Consider the following 15,705-nt stretch of genomic DNA (forward strand, 5'->3'; position numbering starts at 1 on the left):
AACCAAGGTTTGCGTTTAATAATCCGATCAAGAAAATATTAAACATTGGTTTTTCGCCGGACTCATTATTTGTCTTCACTTTAAAAAGTGAAACCAAACACAGACACTTGAATGTGTATGTTTTGAGAACTCGTTTTTATCCGAAGATAAAAACATTTTTTAAAATCAATCTTTCGATTGAATTTACTAGTCAGCTTTCCAGATTGTTAAAGAACATGTGTTTTTGTCATCTTAAACGATGAAAATCCACTTTCTAAGCACACTCTTTCGAATGTATTTAGAAAGTGGTGGAGCTATGCGGGATCGAACCGCAGACCTCCTGCGTGCAAGGCAGGCGCTCTCCCAGCTGAGCTATAACCCCATCAAGTTTTACTTCTTAGGAGAAGTTCTATTCAAAGAAAGTGGTGGGCGATACCGGGCTCGAACCAGTGACCCCCTCCTTGTAAGGGAGGTGCTCTCCCAACTGAGCTAATCGCCCATCGTTTTACTTCCGATGAAAAGAAGTGGCGTCCCGTAGGGGAGTCGAACCCCTGTTACCGCCGTGAAAGGGCGGTGTCCTAGGCCTCTAGACGAACGGGACTAAGTTTTTTGTCTAAGTTATGGGATAACTTAGATGTTCTTTTACATTTCGACCAAGCAATCTGTGTGGACACTGCATAAAACAGCATAAGTCTTTAGGTAAGGAGGTGATCCAGCCCCAGGTTCCCCTAGGGCTACCTTGTTACGACTTCACCCCAGTCATGAACCACACCGTGGTAAACGCCCTCCCGAAGGTTAAGCTATCTACTTCTGGTGCAGCCCACTCCCATGGTGTGACGGGCGGTGTGTACAAGGCCCGGGAACGTATTCACCGTGACATTCTGATTCACGATTACTAGCGATTCCGACTTCATGGAGTCGAGTTGCAGACTCCAATCCGGACTACGACGTACTTTGTGGGATTCGCTCACTATCGCTAGCTTGCAGCCCTCTGTATACGCCATTGTAGCACGTGTGTAGCCCTACTCGTAAGGGCCATGATGACTTGACGTCGTCCCCACCTTCCTCCGGTTTATCACCGGCAGTCTCCCTGGAGTTCCCACCATTACGTGCTGGCAAACAAGGATAAGGGTTGCGCTCGTTGCGGGACTTAACCCAACATTTCACAACACGAGCTGACGACAGCCATGCAGCACCTGTCTCAGAGTTCCCGAAGGCACTAAGCTATCTCTAGCGAATTCTCTGGATGTCAAGAGTAGGTAAGGTTCTTCGCGTTGCATCGAATTAAACCACATGCTCCACCGCTTGTGCGGGCCCCCGTCAATTCATTTGAGTTTTAATCTTGCGACCGTACTCCCCAGGCGGTCTACTTAACGCGTTAGCTCCGAAAGCCACGGCTCAAGGCCACAACCTTCAAGTAGACATCGTTTACGGCGTGGACTACCAGGGTATCTAATCCTGTTTGCTCCCCACGCTTTCGCATCTGAGCGTCAGTCTTTGTCCAGGGGGCCGCCTTCGCCACCGGTATTCCTTCAGATCTCTACGCATTTCACCGCTACACCTGAAATTCTACCCCCCTCTACAAGACTCTAGTCTGCCAGTTCAAAATGCTGTTCCGAGGTTGAGCCCCGGGCTTTCACATCTTGCTTAACAGACCGCCTGCATGCGCTTTACGCCCAGTAATTCCGATTAACGCTCGCACCCTCCGTATTACCGCGGCTGCTGGCACGGAGTTAGCCGGTGCTTCTTCTGTTGCTAACGTCAAACGCTAAAGCTATTAACTCCAACGCCTTCCTCACAACTGAAAGTACTTTACAACCCGAAGGCCTTCTTCATACACGCGGCATGGCTGCATCAGGGTTTCCCCCATTGTGCAATATTCCCCACTGCTGCCTCCCGTAGGAGTCTGGACCGTGTCTCAGTTCCAGTGTGGCTGATCATCCTCTCAGACCAGCTAGGGATCGTCGCCTTGGTGAGCCATTACCCCACCAACTAGCTAATCCCACCTGGGCTAATCCTGACGCGAGAGGCCCGAAGGTCCCCCTCTTTGCTCCGAAGAGATTATGCGGTATTAGCTATCGTTTCCAATAGTTATCCCCCACATCAGGGTATATTCCCAGGCATTACTCACCCGTCCGCCGCTCGTCAGCAAAAGAAGCAAGCTTCTTTTTCTGTTACCGCTCGACTTGCATGTGTTAGGCCTGCCGCCAGCGTTCAATCTGAGCCATGATCAAACTCTTCAATTAAAGTTTTGTTGTTTCTTTCGAAACGGCTCAATAAATACTGACTTTAAATACCTTTTCTTTATAAATAAAGAATGTAAATTAAAGCTTTTTATCATTTAAAAAATGATAATTAAATAACTGTGCCAAAATAACTTGCGTCATTTTGTTTTGGTCACTCAGTTTATTGATAAATCTTTCGACTTAACTATTCAGTGAGTGCCCACACAGATTGCATGGTCAAATTGTTAAAGAACAATACTGACTTTCGGTAACTGCTTGCGCCGTTGTCCGTGTCAGTGAGGTCGCATTATAAGGAGATTTTATTGGCTGACAATAGTTTTTTAATAAAAAAAAAAACGTTCGAACACTTTTCATTCAAAATGATTTAATTTGGATTAAATTATGTCTTTTTAGCGATGATAGCCGTTGTTTAATCAAATTCACTGTATTTAGAAATGGCGGTTTTGAGAGATACTGCCTGCGAGACACCACGGCGATCACTCCAACTGACTGTAACATTAATAATTCGTAGTGCATCAGATAGCGATAAAGTATCAGCATCGCAAGTAAGCGTATAATTAGTTCCACTCACCATTGATTGCTGACAATTAATTGGTGCAGTCATGTTTTCAAAAGCAATCAAACCAGTAGCACCACTGATATTACTGGTGCGGGTTTGATAAAACTCCATCTGCGCTTCTGCTATATGAAGCGCATCTAAAGTCTTTAATGCGTTTTGTGCTTTTACTTCCATATAGGCTTGTATCTTAACCAGCCCCAATACCCCAACAACAAGCACACCAAGAGCAATCACCACCTCTAATAGACTAAAGCCTTTTGCTATTTTGATATTAGAAGTCATGCCAAGATCCTTGTTGCCAACGAGGCTTACTAAATGGTGCCAATAAATCAGTTATTAATTCTCCATCATAAGTAAGCATTCCTGCATATTGAAAGTAAGTTACTTGTTCTGGCGTATCAAACATAAACCCACCAGTTGGTCGATGTGAACCAGTGATATGAGCAACTACCTTTTTACCAAAAGCTTCTTTATCAAAAGAATCATTGTCACTAGTCATATAGGTATCAGGAAATTGTCTGCCATCTAAAAAAGTTCCGATCCATTTATTACCAGAAGGAACATATTCATGATTAAAATGATATATAACTGCCTTATAAACAGCAGAACCATTCATTTCTAATACACCATTATGAATTAAAATAAAGATACCTTTATCATTCCCATGTTCTTGGGGTAATAAGGACAGATCAGTACCATCTAACTTACAGTCACCTTCAATCCATACATGTCTTTTTTCTGCTGTTATGCTTGTTGTTATTTTATCTATACACTTAGTCTCACGACTTTCATTACCATCAACAAAAACTTTATCCTTTACTATCTGCCACTGAGAACGATCTACACCAAAAGTTTCTTTAAACAAATCTAATGAAGAATCTAATGTTATATCACTTTCAAAGTCATCTCTCTTTTTAGCATTAACTGTTTTAAATTCAGGTATACATTTATTTTTTTCTAAATCAAATCCAGCTATTGGTGGTGTAGAAGCACCTTCAAATTCAATGTTATTAACTTTAGTCCCACTTTTATGTAAGTAAATATTATTTTTATATCTTAATAAACTACATTCCCATGAAAGATCTGCAGCTTTATTATTTGGATCTGGAAAAATGCTAGACTCACCATTAAAATATAGATCAGCAGAACTTTTTATAACACCGCTACTTTTTACACCACCAGCAACTATTGTTTTGGTTATTTTTTTATAATCATTATCAGTCTTTGATGTTAATACTGATTTATCATCATTCATGATAATTTCGAGAGTTAATGGCTGTTTACCAAATAATCTATTACACACATCTAAATTTGTATTTACATCTGAATTATTACTGATTTCTGTAAAGCCACACTCCAGCCCACCTTCAGCAGCCCAATGTGCTTGTCTGGCTAAGACTTCATTTTGAGTACGCTTAATCTGATAAAATAAGTTCTTATATGACGCCAATGAAAATAACAACGCCACAATTAATAACATACTAATAATTAATAATGTCGTCATCCCTGACTGCTGATGCTTATTCATTATTGCCAATTCCTTGTTTTAATCTGAATCGACTTCGCTGTACTCACTGCGATATCATTATTTAAATGCGCAGCAAGAGTAATTTTAATTAATTGACTGGTGGCACTAGCAGAGCTAATCGGTTTATTTAAAATTCCAAATTTATCTACACTAATCTGCTTATCATAAATTAATGAATAAGATCGGGATCGAGATAAAGAGCATGCATTTAAAACTGTTATTTCATCATTCGACGAGCGATAAACTAATTTTTTATCTTTATCGTTATAAATAAATTCATTATATTTACGGCCATCAGTAGCATCATAAACATAAGCTAAGCAATTATTAGTGACATTTACATAAACAACATTATCTGCTCCTGATATTTTCAAACTAGAACGACCACCAGATACATATCCTGCTCGTAGTACATCTTCTTTGATGAGTCGAAAAGCATCATTCACATCTTGTTGAAGTAATAATTCTAATGAACGCTTATTAGATGCTTGATAACCCGATAAAAAAACCGAACCTACTACAGCTATTGCAATTAAACCTACCGATGATGCAATAAGTAATTCAATTAAACTAAAACCTTGATTAGCATTTCTCATAACTGCTCAACTTTTTAGAGTCTGCTTCTAAGCAGGTATAAATACGCCCTGTAATGGTATATATAGTTGTTTTAAGCTTATAGTCACCGATGCTATAGCTATAACTACCATTTGCACTGGGTCTACCGTAGATAGGATCAAAATAAAATCGATTGAGGTTGCTAGTGTTAGTTATCACTACACCAGAAAACGAACTTGATTCTATTGATGATAAAACAGTGAGTTCTGACTCTAATTCAGCACTAATAGCCCATGGGGCTATAGATCGAGTAAGTAGACTTGTTGGTGCACTACTTTCAACATACACCTTAACCCCACGCATCACCGCTTCTGATTTGGCTTGCACCAATAACCACTCGATTTCTGTTGCTAACCGCTTGGCTTTATTCGATTCAATTAAACCATTAAAACGCGGGGCTGCCATTGCAATAATAATCCCCATGATCACTACGGTAAAAACCAATTCCAACAAAGTAAATCCTCGCTGACTGTCACCGGTATGATGTATGTAATGAAAGTGCGTGATAATTTCGCGAGCCATTCCCCAAATCCCTGTTAACGTTATTCTTCTTCACCAAGAACAACTTGATCGGGAGTTTATCATCACCGCAAAATAGCACCGTTAGGATATCAATCAGTTATCGAGTCAATTCGAATATTTAAGAGATTACGGAAGATGATTAAACAAAAAGGCGTGACGCTGATCGAAATGTTGATTGCAGTGGCTATCATTGGAGTCTTAACTGCGATTGCCTATCCTTCGTACCAATCTTATGTACTAAAAGGCCATCGTACTCAAGCAATGACGGATTTAATAATGATCCAGCTAGCAATGGAGAGTAAACGTACAGGAGGAGAAGATTATTCAGTTTTCGATGGTATTGATCATTCTCAAATCATTAGCTCGTTATGTCCTGCTTGTGCCAATGATGAACGTTATGATTATGAGATTGAAGCGACAACGGTTAACTACACGATAAAAGCGCTACCAAAACTGGCGCAAACAAACGATGAGTGCTCAACTTTAGAACTTAATCAAACCAGTAAAGGTTCACCTGAAGGTTGTTGGTAATATTTTCACTGGCTTCTTTTATGCTCAAACGCGTGATAAGTAGATCACGGATAGCTCGTACCTCCCTTCCGAGACGACGGATAATAACCCGCATCATTCTCGTTATGGTTTAGGAAATGACGATATTGAGCTACAAAAAAGCCGCTATTAGCATGTGCGAATAGCGGCTTTTATTTATTCTTTTTTGCGACGAATTAGTTGGTTAAATCGTCGAAAAACTTTTTTACGCCGTTAAAGAAACCTTCTGATTTTGGCTTGTGCTTACTCGCATCTTTACCGCCAAACGTTTCTTCTAGTTCTTGTAGCAACTCTTTTTGACGCTTGCTTAAATGTACTGGGGTTTCAACCACCAACTTACAGATAAGATCACCGCGTAAACCGCCACGAACAGAATCAACACCTTTGCCACGCATACGGAACATACGGCCCGTTTGCATTTCAGCAGGCACTTTCAAACTGACACGGCCATCAAGTGTTGGTACTTCAACTTCGCCACCCAATGCTGCCATTGTGAAACTTACTGGTACTTCACAATGTAGGTTATTACCTTCGCGCTGGAAAATGTGGTGTTCTTTAACATGCACTTGAACGTACAAGTCGCCTGCTGGTGCACCTTGTTCTCCAGCTTCGCCTTCGCCACTTAAGCGAATACGGTCACCGGTATCAACACCCGCAGGAATTTTAACTGATAGCGTTTTGGTTTCTTCTACACGGCCTTCGCCATGGCACTTATCACATGGATCTTTGATAATTTGACCACGACCATGACAGTGTGGACAAGTCTGTTGAACAGCAAAGAAGCCTTGACGCATCTGCACTTGACCAGCACCATGACAGGTACCACACGTTGTTGCAGATGAACCTTTTTTAGCGCCTGAACCATCACAGCTATCACAACCAACTAAAGTTGGAACACGGATTTCTTTCGAACAACCGCGAACAGCTTCTTCCAACGTCAGTTCCATGTTGTAGCGAAGATCTGAACCACGCTGCGCGCGTTGTTGACGACGGCCACCGCCACCACCAAAGATATCACCAAACACATCACCAAAGATGTCACTGAAGTCTGCACCGCCGCCAAAGCCGCCGCCGCCACCGCCCATACCACCTTGTTCAAAGGCTGCATGGCCGTATTGATCGTAAGCAGCGCGTTTTTGGTCGTCTGTTAGAATTTCATAAGCGTATTTCACTTCTTTGAATTTCTCAGCAGATTCCGCATCACCCTGGTTACGGTCGGGGTGGAACTTCATTGCTAAGCGCTTATAAGCTTTTTTAATGTCACGCTCACTTGCGTCACGAGCCACACTTAACACTTCGTATAAATCACGTTTCGACATAACTTGATTGTCACCTAGCTAGATATAGTTACGGGCGTTAGAGTAACCTCAAACGCCCGTAATTTAAACAAGATGTTAACTAATAATAGTTAACGTTCTTATTTGTTGTCTTTAACTTCTTCAAACTCAGCGTCAACAACATCGTCGTCTTGCTTAGCTTGTTGCTCACCAGCACCATCAGCTTGTTGTGCTTGTGCTTTCTGTTGAGCGATTTCCATTAGCTTTTGAGATGCAGCAACAACCGCTTGAACTTTCGCGTCGATTGCTTCTTTATCTTCGCCTTTGCGTGCTTCTTCTAGTTCAGCAACAGCAACTTCGATTTTTGCTTTCTCATCAGCAGGAAGTGCATCACCAGCTTCTTCAATTTGCTTACGAGTACCGTGAACAAGTTGGTCAGCTTGGTTACGAGCAGTTACTAACTCTTCAAACTTCTTATCAGCTTCTTTGTTAGCTTCAGCTTCTTGAACCATCTTCTCGATGTCAGCATCGCTTAGACCGCCAGACGCTTGAATAGTGATCTTCTGCTCTTTACCAGTAGTCTTATCTTTAGCTGATACGTTTAGGATACCATCCGCATCAAGGTCAAAAGTAACTTCGATTTGTGGCATACCACGTGGTGCAGCTTGAATACCTTCTAGGTTGAACTGACCAAGAGACTTGTTGAAGCTTGCTTGCTTACGCTCACCTTGAATAACGTGGATTGTTACCGCGTTTTGGTTATCTTCAGCAGTAGAGAACACTTGGTTCGCTTTTGTTGGGATAGTTGTGTTCTTCTCGATAAGTTTAGTCATCACGCCACCCATGGTTTCAATACCAAGAGATAGTGGAGTAACGTCTAGAAGTAGAACGTCTTTAACATCACCAGCAAGTACACCACCTTGAACAGCAGCACCTACAGCTACAGCTTCATCAGGGTTAACGTCTTTACGTGGCTCTTTGCCGAAGAATTCAGTTACTTTAGCCTGAACCATTGGCATACGAGTCTGACCACCAACAAGGATGATGTCGTTGATGTCGCTAACAGAAAGACCAGCATCTGAGATAGCTACTTTTAGCGGCTCAAGAGTACGTTGAACTAGGTCTTCAACTAGAGATTCTAGTTTTGCACGAGTCACTTTGATGTTCATGTGCTTAGGACCAGTTGCATCAGCAGTGATGTAAGGTAGGTTCACATCAGTTTGCTGTGCAGAAGATAGTTCGATTTTAGCTTTTTCTGCTGCTTCTTTTAGACGCTGCATAGCTAGAGGATCTTTCTTAAGATCGATACCTTGATCTTTCTTAAACTCGTCTGCTAAGTAGTTGATTAGACGTGTATCAAAGTCTTCACCACCAAGGTGTGTATCACCATTAGTTGCTAGAACTTCAAATGTTTTCTCGCCTTCAACTTCATCAATTTCAATGATTGAGATATCAAAAGTACCGCCACCAAGGTCGTAAACAGCGATAGTGCGATCACCACCTTGCTTGTCTAGGCCGTAAGCTAGAGCTGCTGCTGTTGGTTCGTTGATGATACGTTTAACATCTAGACCTGCGATACGGCCAGCATCTTTAGTTGCTTGACGCTGTGCATCGTTAAAGTATGCAGGAACTGTGATAACTGCGCCAGTTACTGGTTCGCCCAGGAAGTCTTCAGCAGTTTTCTTCATTTTCTTAAGAATTTCAGCTGATACTTGAGGAGCAGCCATTTTTTGGCCTTTCGCTTCTACCCATGCATCACCGTTGTCAGCCTTAACAATTTTGTAAGGCATGATTTCGATATCACGCTGAACTTCTTCGTCTTCAAAACGACGACCGATTAAACGCTTGATAGCGAATAATGTGTTTTCAGGGTTTGTTACCGCCTGACGTTTTGCTGGTTGACCAACTAACGTTTCGCCATCTTGCGTGTATGCAACAACTGATGCTGTTGTACGCTCGCCTTCTGCATTCTCAATTACACGTGGCTTGTCGCCGTCAAGTACTGCTACACAAGAGTTAGTTGTACCTAAGTCAATACCAATGATCTTACCCATCAGACAATCTCCGAAATTCGTTATATGTTCTTAACTACACCCAAAATAACAAATGGGTTAGCGGTTCGGGATAACCCCGTGACAAATACATTTAATGTCTTATGACTACTAGATAAGGTCGCCAGACTGCTTTTCAAGGGGAGACCCCAAAAAAAATGCAAAAAAATAAAAAAACCCACCGAAGTGGGCTTTATTTTGCGACATCATCAAGTAAACCTTGAATCATCTGTTGCAAATTACGCTTGAGTATTCACATTACCCGCAGCAGCTTTTGATACCATCACCATTGCAGGACGGATCACACGGCCATTTAGCTCGTAACCTTTTTGCATTACAGCCATAACGGTATTTGGTGCAAATTCAGTGCTTTCTTGAATTGCCATCGCTTGGTGGAACTCAGGATTAAAAGTTTCACCTTGTGGGTCAATCACTTTTAAACCAAATTTAGCTACTGTGGATGTCATGGTCATCAATGTAAGCTCAACACCTTCCATCATTGCTTTAGTTGCTTCGTTATTCTTGTCTGCCATTTCAATAGCACGTTCAAGATTATCAATAACTGGCAATAGCTCTTCAGCAAATTTGTTCAATGCGTATTTACGCGCTTTATCAATTTCTTGCTCAGAACGACGACGAACGTTTTCGCCTTCAGCGCGTGCACGTAATGCCGCATCTTTTACTTCATTAACTTCTGCATCTTTTGCTAATAGAGCTGCTTCTAGTTCAGCAATACGAGCTGCATATAATTCTTGCTCAGATTCAACAAACTCACCCTCGACAGCTTCAACTTCTACAGCTTCAACTGCGTCATTTAGCTGCTCATCCTGTACATTGTGGTTTTTGTTAGTCATGCGTTGGTTCTCCGCCAAGATAAAAGGGTATTTATTCACTCAGTAGCCTAATTGGATAAGCGCTACTTTTAGAACAGTCTTGAGCATATTATGGGGATGAAGTTCAATGATTCAAGCCAATATTGACAACAAACCACGACAAGTTGTTTTTTCTAAGGCTATACTGACCCACCATCATTTGTCGGAACAAGGACATGAAGCGTATTTTTGATACTATCGCGTTAATTGGCAAACCTCGTAATCCGGAGGCATTACAAACGCACTCTAGCCTTTACGAGTGGTTAACTGCACAAGGTTATAACGTGTTAGTCGATCATCGGTTAGTCAACGATATTGACGTACCTGAGCATTGTTTTTGTGATTTACTCACCATTGGTGATAAAGCAGATCTTGCCGTTGTTGTTGGCGGTGATGGCAATATGTTAGGTGCTGCACGAGTATTATCTCGATTTGATATTTCTGTTATTGGTGTTAATCGTGGCAACCTTGGTTTCCTTACCGATCTTGATCCTGATGATTTTGAGCGACAATTACAGTTAGTGCTTGCGGGTGAGTTTATAAAAGAAGATCGGTTTCTGTTAGAAGCTGAGGTGCATCGCAATGGTCAAATTAAAAGCCGTAATGCGGCATTAAACGAAGCAGTATTACACCCAGATAAAATTGCTCACATGATTGAGTTTGAAGTCTATATTGATGACTGCTTTGCGTTCTCACAACGTTCTGATGGATTAATCATTGCTACCCCAACCGGCTCAACAGCTTACTCTCTTTCTGGTGGCGGCCCAATTCTATCAACCAGTTTAAATGCTATTGCTTTAGTACCGATGTTTCCTCACACCCTTTCATCTCGTCCACTGGTCGTAGATGGTGATCGCTGTATCAAACTGCTGGTTTCACCCAATAATGGCAGCACCTTAGAGGTAAGTTGTGATGGTCAAGTCTCACTGCCTGTAAGCCCTGGGGATGAAATTCATATCTATCAAAGCGAAGACCGTCTGCAATTAATTCATCCGAAAAATTACAGTTACTACAATGTACTACGCGGAAAACTAGGCTGGTCAAGCCGATTATTTTAAGCTAAACGACAATTCCACTCTAAAAACCAGCATCTTTATCTGCTGGTTTTTTTATAACAGTGCAAAAAAGTTAATCTAAGTCACATTTTATCTGAATAATTATCACCCCAGTACTTTACTGGTTATAGATACAGTATATACTGTATGAAAAAACAGGTGTTGATTTAAACAGGTGAACACAATGCTCGCGCATATGACGATCTCTAACTTTGCTATTGTCAAAACTCTTCAATTTGAACTAAAACCGGGAATGACCACTATTACAGGTGAAACCGGTGCGGGTAAATCTATTGCGATTGATGCATTAGGTTTATGCTTAGGCGATCGCGCTGAAGCCTCAATGGTACGACCGAATGAAGATAAAGCTGAAATTTCAGCTGCCTTTTTATTAGCCAATAACCAAGCGGCTCGACGTTGGCTCGAAGATAATGAGCTCAGTGATGGTGAAGAATGTATTTTGCGCCGAGTGATCACCAAAGAAGGCCGTTCACGTGGCTTTATTAATGGCAGCCCTGTTCCTGCATCGCAACAAAAAGCCTTAGGCCAACTACTGATTAATATTCATGGTCAGCATGCTCATCAACAACTAATGCGCCCTGAATATCAACAGCATATGCTAGATCAATATGCTGGTCATCACTTACTAATCGATCGTACTCGCAGTGCTTACCAACGCTGGCGTCAAGCACATAATGAGCTAAAACGTTTAACTCAAAGCCGTGATGAAAACGAAGCCCAAAAACAATTATTGCAATACCAAGTAAAAGAGCTGGATGAATTAGCGTTAGGCGAAGAAGAATTCACTGAAATTGAAGAAGAACATAAACGTCTTTCAAATTCAGGGGAACTGGCTATTTCAAGTCAAACTGCGCTGTCTGTTCTTTATGACAACGATGATGGTAATGCATTGCAATTACTACAACTCGCTTGCCAACAAGTTAACAATCTTGGGGAATACGACAGCAATTTAAGTGCTATTCCGCAGATGCTTGAAGAAGCGATCATTCAAGTTCAAGAGGCTAGCCAAGAGTTACGTAGCTACCTTGATAACTTAGATATGGACCCGCATCGATTAATTTATCTTGAAGAGCGTTTAGCTAAAATCATGTCAATGGCACGTAAGCACTACGTTATGCCAGCAGAGCTTTACCAAAAACATCATGATTTACTTAAAGAACTTGAAAATCTTGATTGCAGTGATGAACGTTTAGAAGATATGGCAGCTAATGTCGAATCTCTGCGCCAACAATGTATCGAAGCGGCGGAAAAATTAAGTAAAAGTCGTCAGCGTTACGCCAAAGAGTTAGATCAAAAAATTACCGAAAGCATGCACATGTTAAGTATGGAACACGGTGAATTTGAAATTGCGCTCACTAGCGATCCAGAACGAATGCTAAGTCCATTAGGCTATGACAGTATTAATTTCTTAGTATCAACTAACCCAGGCCAACCATTACAGCCATTAGGCAAAGTCGCTTCTGGTGGTGAACTTTCACGTATCTCACTCGCAATTCAAGTGATCACGGCTCAAAAAGTTGAAACTCCAAGTTTAATTTTCGATGAAGTGGATGTCGGTATTAGTGGTCCAACAGCGGCTATTGTTGGCAAGATGCTGCGAAAGCTGGGCAAATCAACGCAAGTCATGTGTGTAACTCACTTACCGCAAGTCGCTGGTTGTGGTCATCAACAAATGTTTGTTGCCAAGAAAACCACTGATGGTCAGACTGAAACTCAGATGCGTCCATTAAGTACCGATGATCGTATCGCAGAGCTAGCCCGTCTACTTGGCGGCAGTGAAATTACTGAACGCACACTCGCAAATGCCAAAGAACTACTGGTTGCGGCTTGATTTAATTTCGCATCTTGCGCGAATATGAAATAAACTAAAACATTGATGCAACTATTGCTGACAGTAGTAGTCGAATATCAAAATATATTACTTTTTTTCTTTACCGCTTTTTACTTCTGCCAAGAGCTTGTTTATCATCGCAGCAGTTAAAGCTAAAAAGCCAGGATGCTATGAGTTGGAAAAACATTGCAGCCCTAACCTTAGTGTTGGGCTTACTTAGCGGCTGTTCGGTCGCTGAACGTTTGGTTTATCGTATTGATATTGACCAAGGCAACTATGTAGAACAGAAAAGTGTTAATACCTTGCGTGTTGGCATGACGAAAACACAAGTTCAATATGTGCTGGGTACGCCTATGTTAGTCGACCCAAGTTACCCCAACACATGGAACTACATTTTCTACGAACAAAATGGTCATGATAAGCCGGTTCAAAAGAACTTGTTCTTAACTTTCAACCAACAGGCACAGCTTGTTAGTATGAAAGGTGATTACAAGCAAGGTCCTAACTTCATGGATCCAATGAATTAATCAGACTCCATAGAAAATAGTTGTTTTCAAAAAATAAAAAAAGCTCGCTAATAAATGGCGAGCTTTTTGTTGTCTACTATAAAAAGAAGCGCTACTTTTCAGCGTCTTTTTTTGCTTGTTCTGCGCGTTTACGGCGGATCTCACGCGGATCTGCAATTAACGGACGATAAATCTCAATCCGATCCCCATCGCGAGCTGTCGCATCTAATTTCACATTACGACTATATATACCAACTTTATTGGTCTTGAGGTCAATCTCAGGGTACATAGTTAAAATACCCGATTGCTCAATAATCGCCTGAATGGGAGTCGCAGCAACAACAGCGAGCTTTAATACTCGCTGTACGTTAGGCAGTGCATAAACTACCTCAACATGAATTAAGGGTTGATCAGAATGCATAAACTTCTCTTGCTCGCTGTGTGAACGCTTGCACCATATTACTGGTCAGATCACGAAAAATTTTACCAAAGGCAACATCAATTAAGCCGCTAGTAAATTCAAATTCTAAATTTAATTCAATTTTACAAGCTGTTGCATCAAGTTCAGTGAATGTCCATCCGCCAACTAATTTTCGAAAAGGACCATCCACTAACTGCATTTGAATTTGATTAAAATCAACCAATTTATTATGCGTGACAAATGTTTTACGTATACCAGCTTTGGCTACATCAACTGAGGCCATCATATGGCTGGTCGAACTTTCAATGATTTTACTGCCCGCACAGCCGGGTAAAAACATTGGGTAAGATTCAACATCATTCACCAAGTTAAACATTTGTTGTGCACTAAAAGGCACCAGTGCCGAACGACTAATTTGTGGCATAGCTTCTCCTTCATCGAACACATCCTCACCCTGAAGATAAAATCTATTCGCTGCGTTTAGTCAATGATACCATTACTGGGCTATCGACCAAAATAACAGTTACCATCTAGCGGTATTATGGTAACGTCAATAGCTTATTCGACCAGAAAAATCACCGATATTAGATTTTGTTCTGGGACTGCAACAATGACTCTACGAGGTCAACATGGCTAAAAAACCAAAGCAAAGTAGCAATACTATTGCAAAAAATAAAAGCGCTCGTTTTGAATTTGCCATCGGCGACGAATACGAAGCTGGTATGGTATTACAGGGTTGGGAAGTAAAAGCCATCCGTGACGGTAAAGTAAATATGACCGAAAGTTATGTTTTCTTACGTAACGGTGAAGCCTTTATTTCAGGTTTAACCATTGCGCCATTAAATGCAGCATCAACTCACGTAGTCGCTGATCCAACCCGCGTACGTAAGCTATTGCTTAACCGTCGTGAACTGAGAAAGCTAGAAGATTCGGTTAACCGCGAAGGCGATACCATCGTCGCTTTAGTTATGTACTGGAGTACTTCATTTGTAAAAGTGAAAATCGGTACTGCTCGTGGTAAGAAATTGCATGATAAACGTGCTGATAGCAAAGCCAAAGATTGGCAACGTGATAAAGCTCGTATCATGAAAGGCAATAACCGTTAAGCAACCTATGCAACACGATGTTAGCATTTGAATAGTAATCAATCACTTGGTGAGTGAATTACAATATAGCTATTGACCTAGTTAAATATTCTGCTAACATCGAATGCATCTGGGGCTGATTCAGGATTCGACAGGATCACGAAGGCTTGTGGAGCATGTCGAGGTGCGGTTTGCCTCGTTAAACAGCCGCAAAAAAATAGTCGCAAACGACGAAAACTACGCACTAGCAGCTTAATACCCTGCTAAGAGCGCTCCTGCCCTAGCTTCCGCTTGTAAGACGGGGAATAACAGGGGTTCAAACCCAAACGAGATAGCGAGGGATTCTTTGACTAGAGAGATGAACCGCGAAATAGAATTCTGGTATGTATTAGCATAGCGTGTCAATTCGCAGTGACGATACGAGAATAAAGATTGACTAAACATGTAGCGCCATCTGTTAGACTGATTTTGGACGCGGGTTCAAATCCCGCCAGCTCCACCAAATTCGTATACGAAGACATCCTAGGGTGTCCTAAAAGCCTCCTAAACCACTGGTTTAGGGGGCTTTTTTGTATCTGTAGTATCCAT

The 15,705-nt window shown here is 41.5% G+C and carries 14 protein-coding genes, 3 tRNA genes, 1 rRNA gene and 1 other RNA gene; 6 read left to right on the forward strand and 13 right to left on the reverse strand.

What is annotated here, in order from left to right; translation table 11 throughout:
* Positions 1 to 285: 285 nt before the first annotated feature.
* From PPBDW_RS12660 to PPBDW_RS12695, 8 genes are all read right to left on the reverse strand, one after another.
* A tRNA-Ala gene (locus PPBDW_RS12660) sits at positions 286 to 361 on the reverse strand.
* 41 nt (positions 362 to 402) lie between these two features.
* Positions 403 to 478, reverse strand: a tRNA-Val gene (locus PPBDW_RS12665).
* Positions 479 to 504: 26 nt separating this feature from the next.
* Positions 505 to 580 (reverse strand) — tRNA-Glu (locus PPBDW_RS12670).
* Between the two features lie 99 nt (positions 581 to 679).
* A 16S ribosomal RNA gene (locus PPBDW_RS12675) occupies positions 680 to 2,225 on the reverse strand.
* Positions 2,226 to 2,634: 409 nt separating this feature from the next.
* A complete protein-coding gene (locus tag PPBDW_RS12680; protein ID WP_036795901.1) occupies positions 2,635 to 3,066 on the reverse strand; it encodes a type IV pilin in 432 nt (143 codons plus the stop codon).
* Entirely contained in the window at positions 3,056 to 4,312 is a 1,257-nt protein-coding gene (locus PPBDW_RS12685) for a hypothetical protein (protein WP_054262075.1), read from the reverse strand. The genes PPBDW_RS12680 and PPBDW_RS12685 overlap by 11 nt, the downstream gene beginning before the upstream one ends.
* A complete protein-coding gene (locus PPBDW_RS12690; RefSeq protein ID WP_036795902.1) occupies positions 4,312 to 4,908 on the reverse strand; it encodes a PilW family protein in 597 nt (198 codons plus the stop codon). The genes PPBDW_RS12685 and PPBDW_RS12690 overlap by 1 nt, the downstream gene beginning before the upstream one ends.
* Positions 4,895 to 5,449 carry a GspH/FimT family pseudopilin gene (locus PPBDW_RS12695; protein ID WP_054262076.1) on the reverse strand — a complete coding sequence of 185 codons (555 nt, stop codon included), beginning with the start codon at positions 5,447 to 5,449 and terminating at the stop codon, positions 4,895 to 4,897. The genes PPBDW_RS12690 and PPBDW_RS12695 overlap by 14 nt, the downstream gene beginning before the upstream one ends.
* A gap of 135 nt (positions 5,450 to 5,584) precedes the next feature.
* Between PPBDW_RS12695 and PPBDW_RS12700 the strand changes: the two genes are divergently transcribed.
* Positions 5,585 to 5,980: a type IV pilin protein gene (locus tag PPBDW_RS12700; RefSeq protein ID WP_036795903.1), complete on the forward strand. Its 396-nt coding sequence runs from the start codon at positions 5,585 to 5,587 to the stop codon at positions 5,978 to 5,980.
* Between the two features lie 194 nt (positions 5,981 to 6,174).
* Here PPBDW_RS12700 and dnaJ read toward each other — a convergent pair whose 3' ends face one another.
* The 3 genes from dnaJ to grpE all read right to left on the reverse strand — a co-directional run bounded on the left by dnaJ (position 6,175) and on the right by grpE (position 10,180).
* Positions 6,175 to 7,317 carry a molecular chaperone DnaJ gene (gene dnaJ / locus PPBDW_RS12705; RefSeq protein ID WP_036795905.1) on the reverse strand — a complete coding sequence of 381 codons (1,143 nt, stop codon included), beginning with the start codon at positions 7,315 to 7,317 and terminating at the stop codon, positions 6,175 to 6,177.
* A 98-nt stretch (positions 7,318 to 7,415) separates the two neighbouring features.
* On the reverse strand, positions 7,416 to 9,329 hold the full coding sequence (gene dnaK, locus PPBDW_RS12710; RefSeq protein WP_036795906.1) for a molecular chaperone DnaK: 1,914 nt from the start codon (positions 9,327 to 9,329) through the stop codon (positions 7,416 to 7,418).
* Between the two features lie 236 nt (positions 9,330 to 9,565).
* A complete protein-coding gene (gene grpE, locus PPBDW_RS12715; RefSeq protein ID WP_036795907.1) occupies positions 9,566 to 10,180 on the reverse strand; it encodes a nucleotide exchange factor GrpE in 615 nt (204 codons plus the stop codon).
* A 194-nt stretch (positions 10,181 to 10,374) separates the two neighbouring features.
* On the opposite strand from grpE, the gene nadK reads away from it, so the two are divergent.
* From nadK to bamE, 3 genes are all read left to right on the forward strand, one after another.
* On the forward strand, positions 10,375 to 11,256 hold the full coding sequence (gene nadK, locus PPBDW_RS12720) for an NAD(+) kinase (protein WP_036795909.1): 882 nt from the start codon (positions 10,375 to 10,377) through the stop codon (positions 11,254 to 11,256).
* Positions 11,257 to 11,437: 181 nt separating this feature from the next.
* A complete protein-coding gene (gene recN / locus PPBDW_RS12725) occupies positions 11,438 to 13,105 on the forward strand; it encodes a DNA repair protein RecN (RefSeq protein ID WP_036795910.1) in 1,668 nt (555 codons plus the stop codon).
* A gap of 170 nt (positions 13,106 to 13,275) precedes the next feature.
* Positions 13,276 to 13,632, forward strand: coding sequence for an outer membrane protein assembly factor BamE (bamE, locus tag PPBDW_RS12730; RefSeq protein ID WP_036795911.1), 357 nt, complete (start codon positions 13,276 to 13,278; stop codon positions 13,630 to 13,632).
* A 91-nt stretch (positions 13,633 to 13,723) separates the two neighbouring features.
* On the opposite strand, the gene PPBDW_RS12735 is transcribed toward bamE, so the two are convergent.
* Positions 13,724 to 14,032 carry an RnfH family protein gene (locus PPBDW_RS12735; protein ID WP_036795913.1) on the reverse strand — a complete coding sequence of 103 codons (309 nt, stop codon included), beginning with the start codon at positions 14,030 to 14,032 and terminating at the stop codon, positions 13,724 to 13,726.
* Positions 14,022 to 14,456, reverse strand: a complete 435-nt coding sequence (locus PPBDW_RS12740; protein ID WP_036795914.1) for an SRPBCC family protein — start codon at positions 14,454 to 14,456, stop codon at positions 14,022 to 14,024. The genes PPBDW_RS12735 and PPBDW_RS12740 overlap by 11 nt, the downstream gene beginning before the upstream one ends.
* Positions 14,457 to 14,661: 205 nt before the next feature.
* Here PPBDW_RS12740 and smpB point away from each other — a divergent pair, with 205 nt between their 5' ends.
* Both smpB and ssrA read left to right on the forward strand, forming a co-directional pair.
* Positions 14,662 to 15,138: an SsrA-binding protein SmpB gene (gene smpB, locus PPBDW_RS12745; RefSeq protein ID WP_036795915.1), complete on the forward strand. Its 477-nt coding sequence runs from the start codon at positions 14,662 to 14,664 to the stop codon at positions 15,136 to 15,138.
* A 111-nt stretch (positions 15,139 to 15,249) separates the two neighbouring features.
* Positions 15,250 to 15,619: a transfer-messenger RNA gene (ssrA, locus tag PPBDW_RS12750) on the forward strand.
* The last annotated feature ends 86 nt before the right edge of the window (positions 15,620 to 15,705 follow it).

This window comes from Photobacterium kishitanii (assembly GCF_000613045.3).
GTDB lineage: Bacteria > Pseudomonadota > Gammaproteobacteria > Enterobacterales > Vibrionaceae > Photobacterium > Photobacterium kishitanii.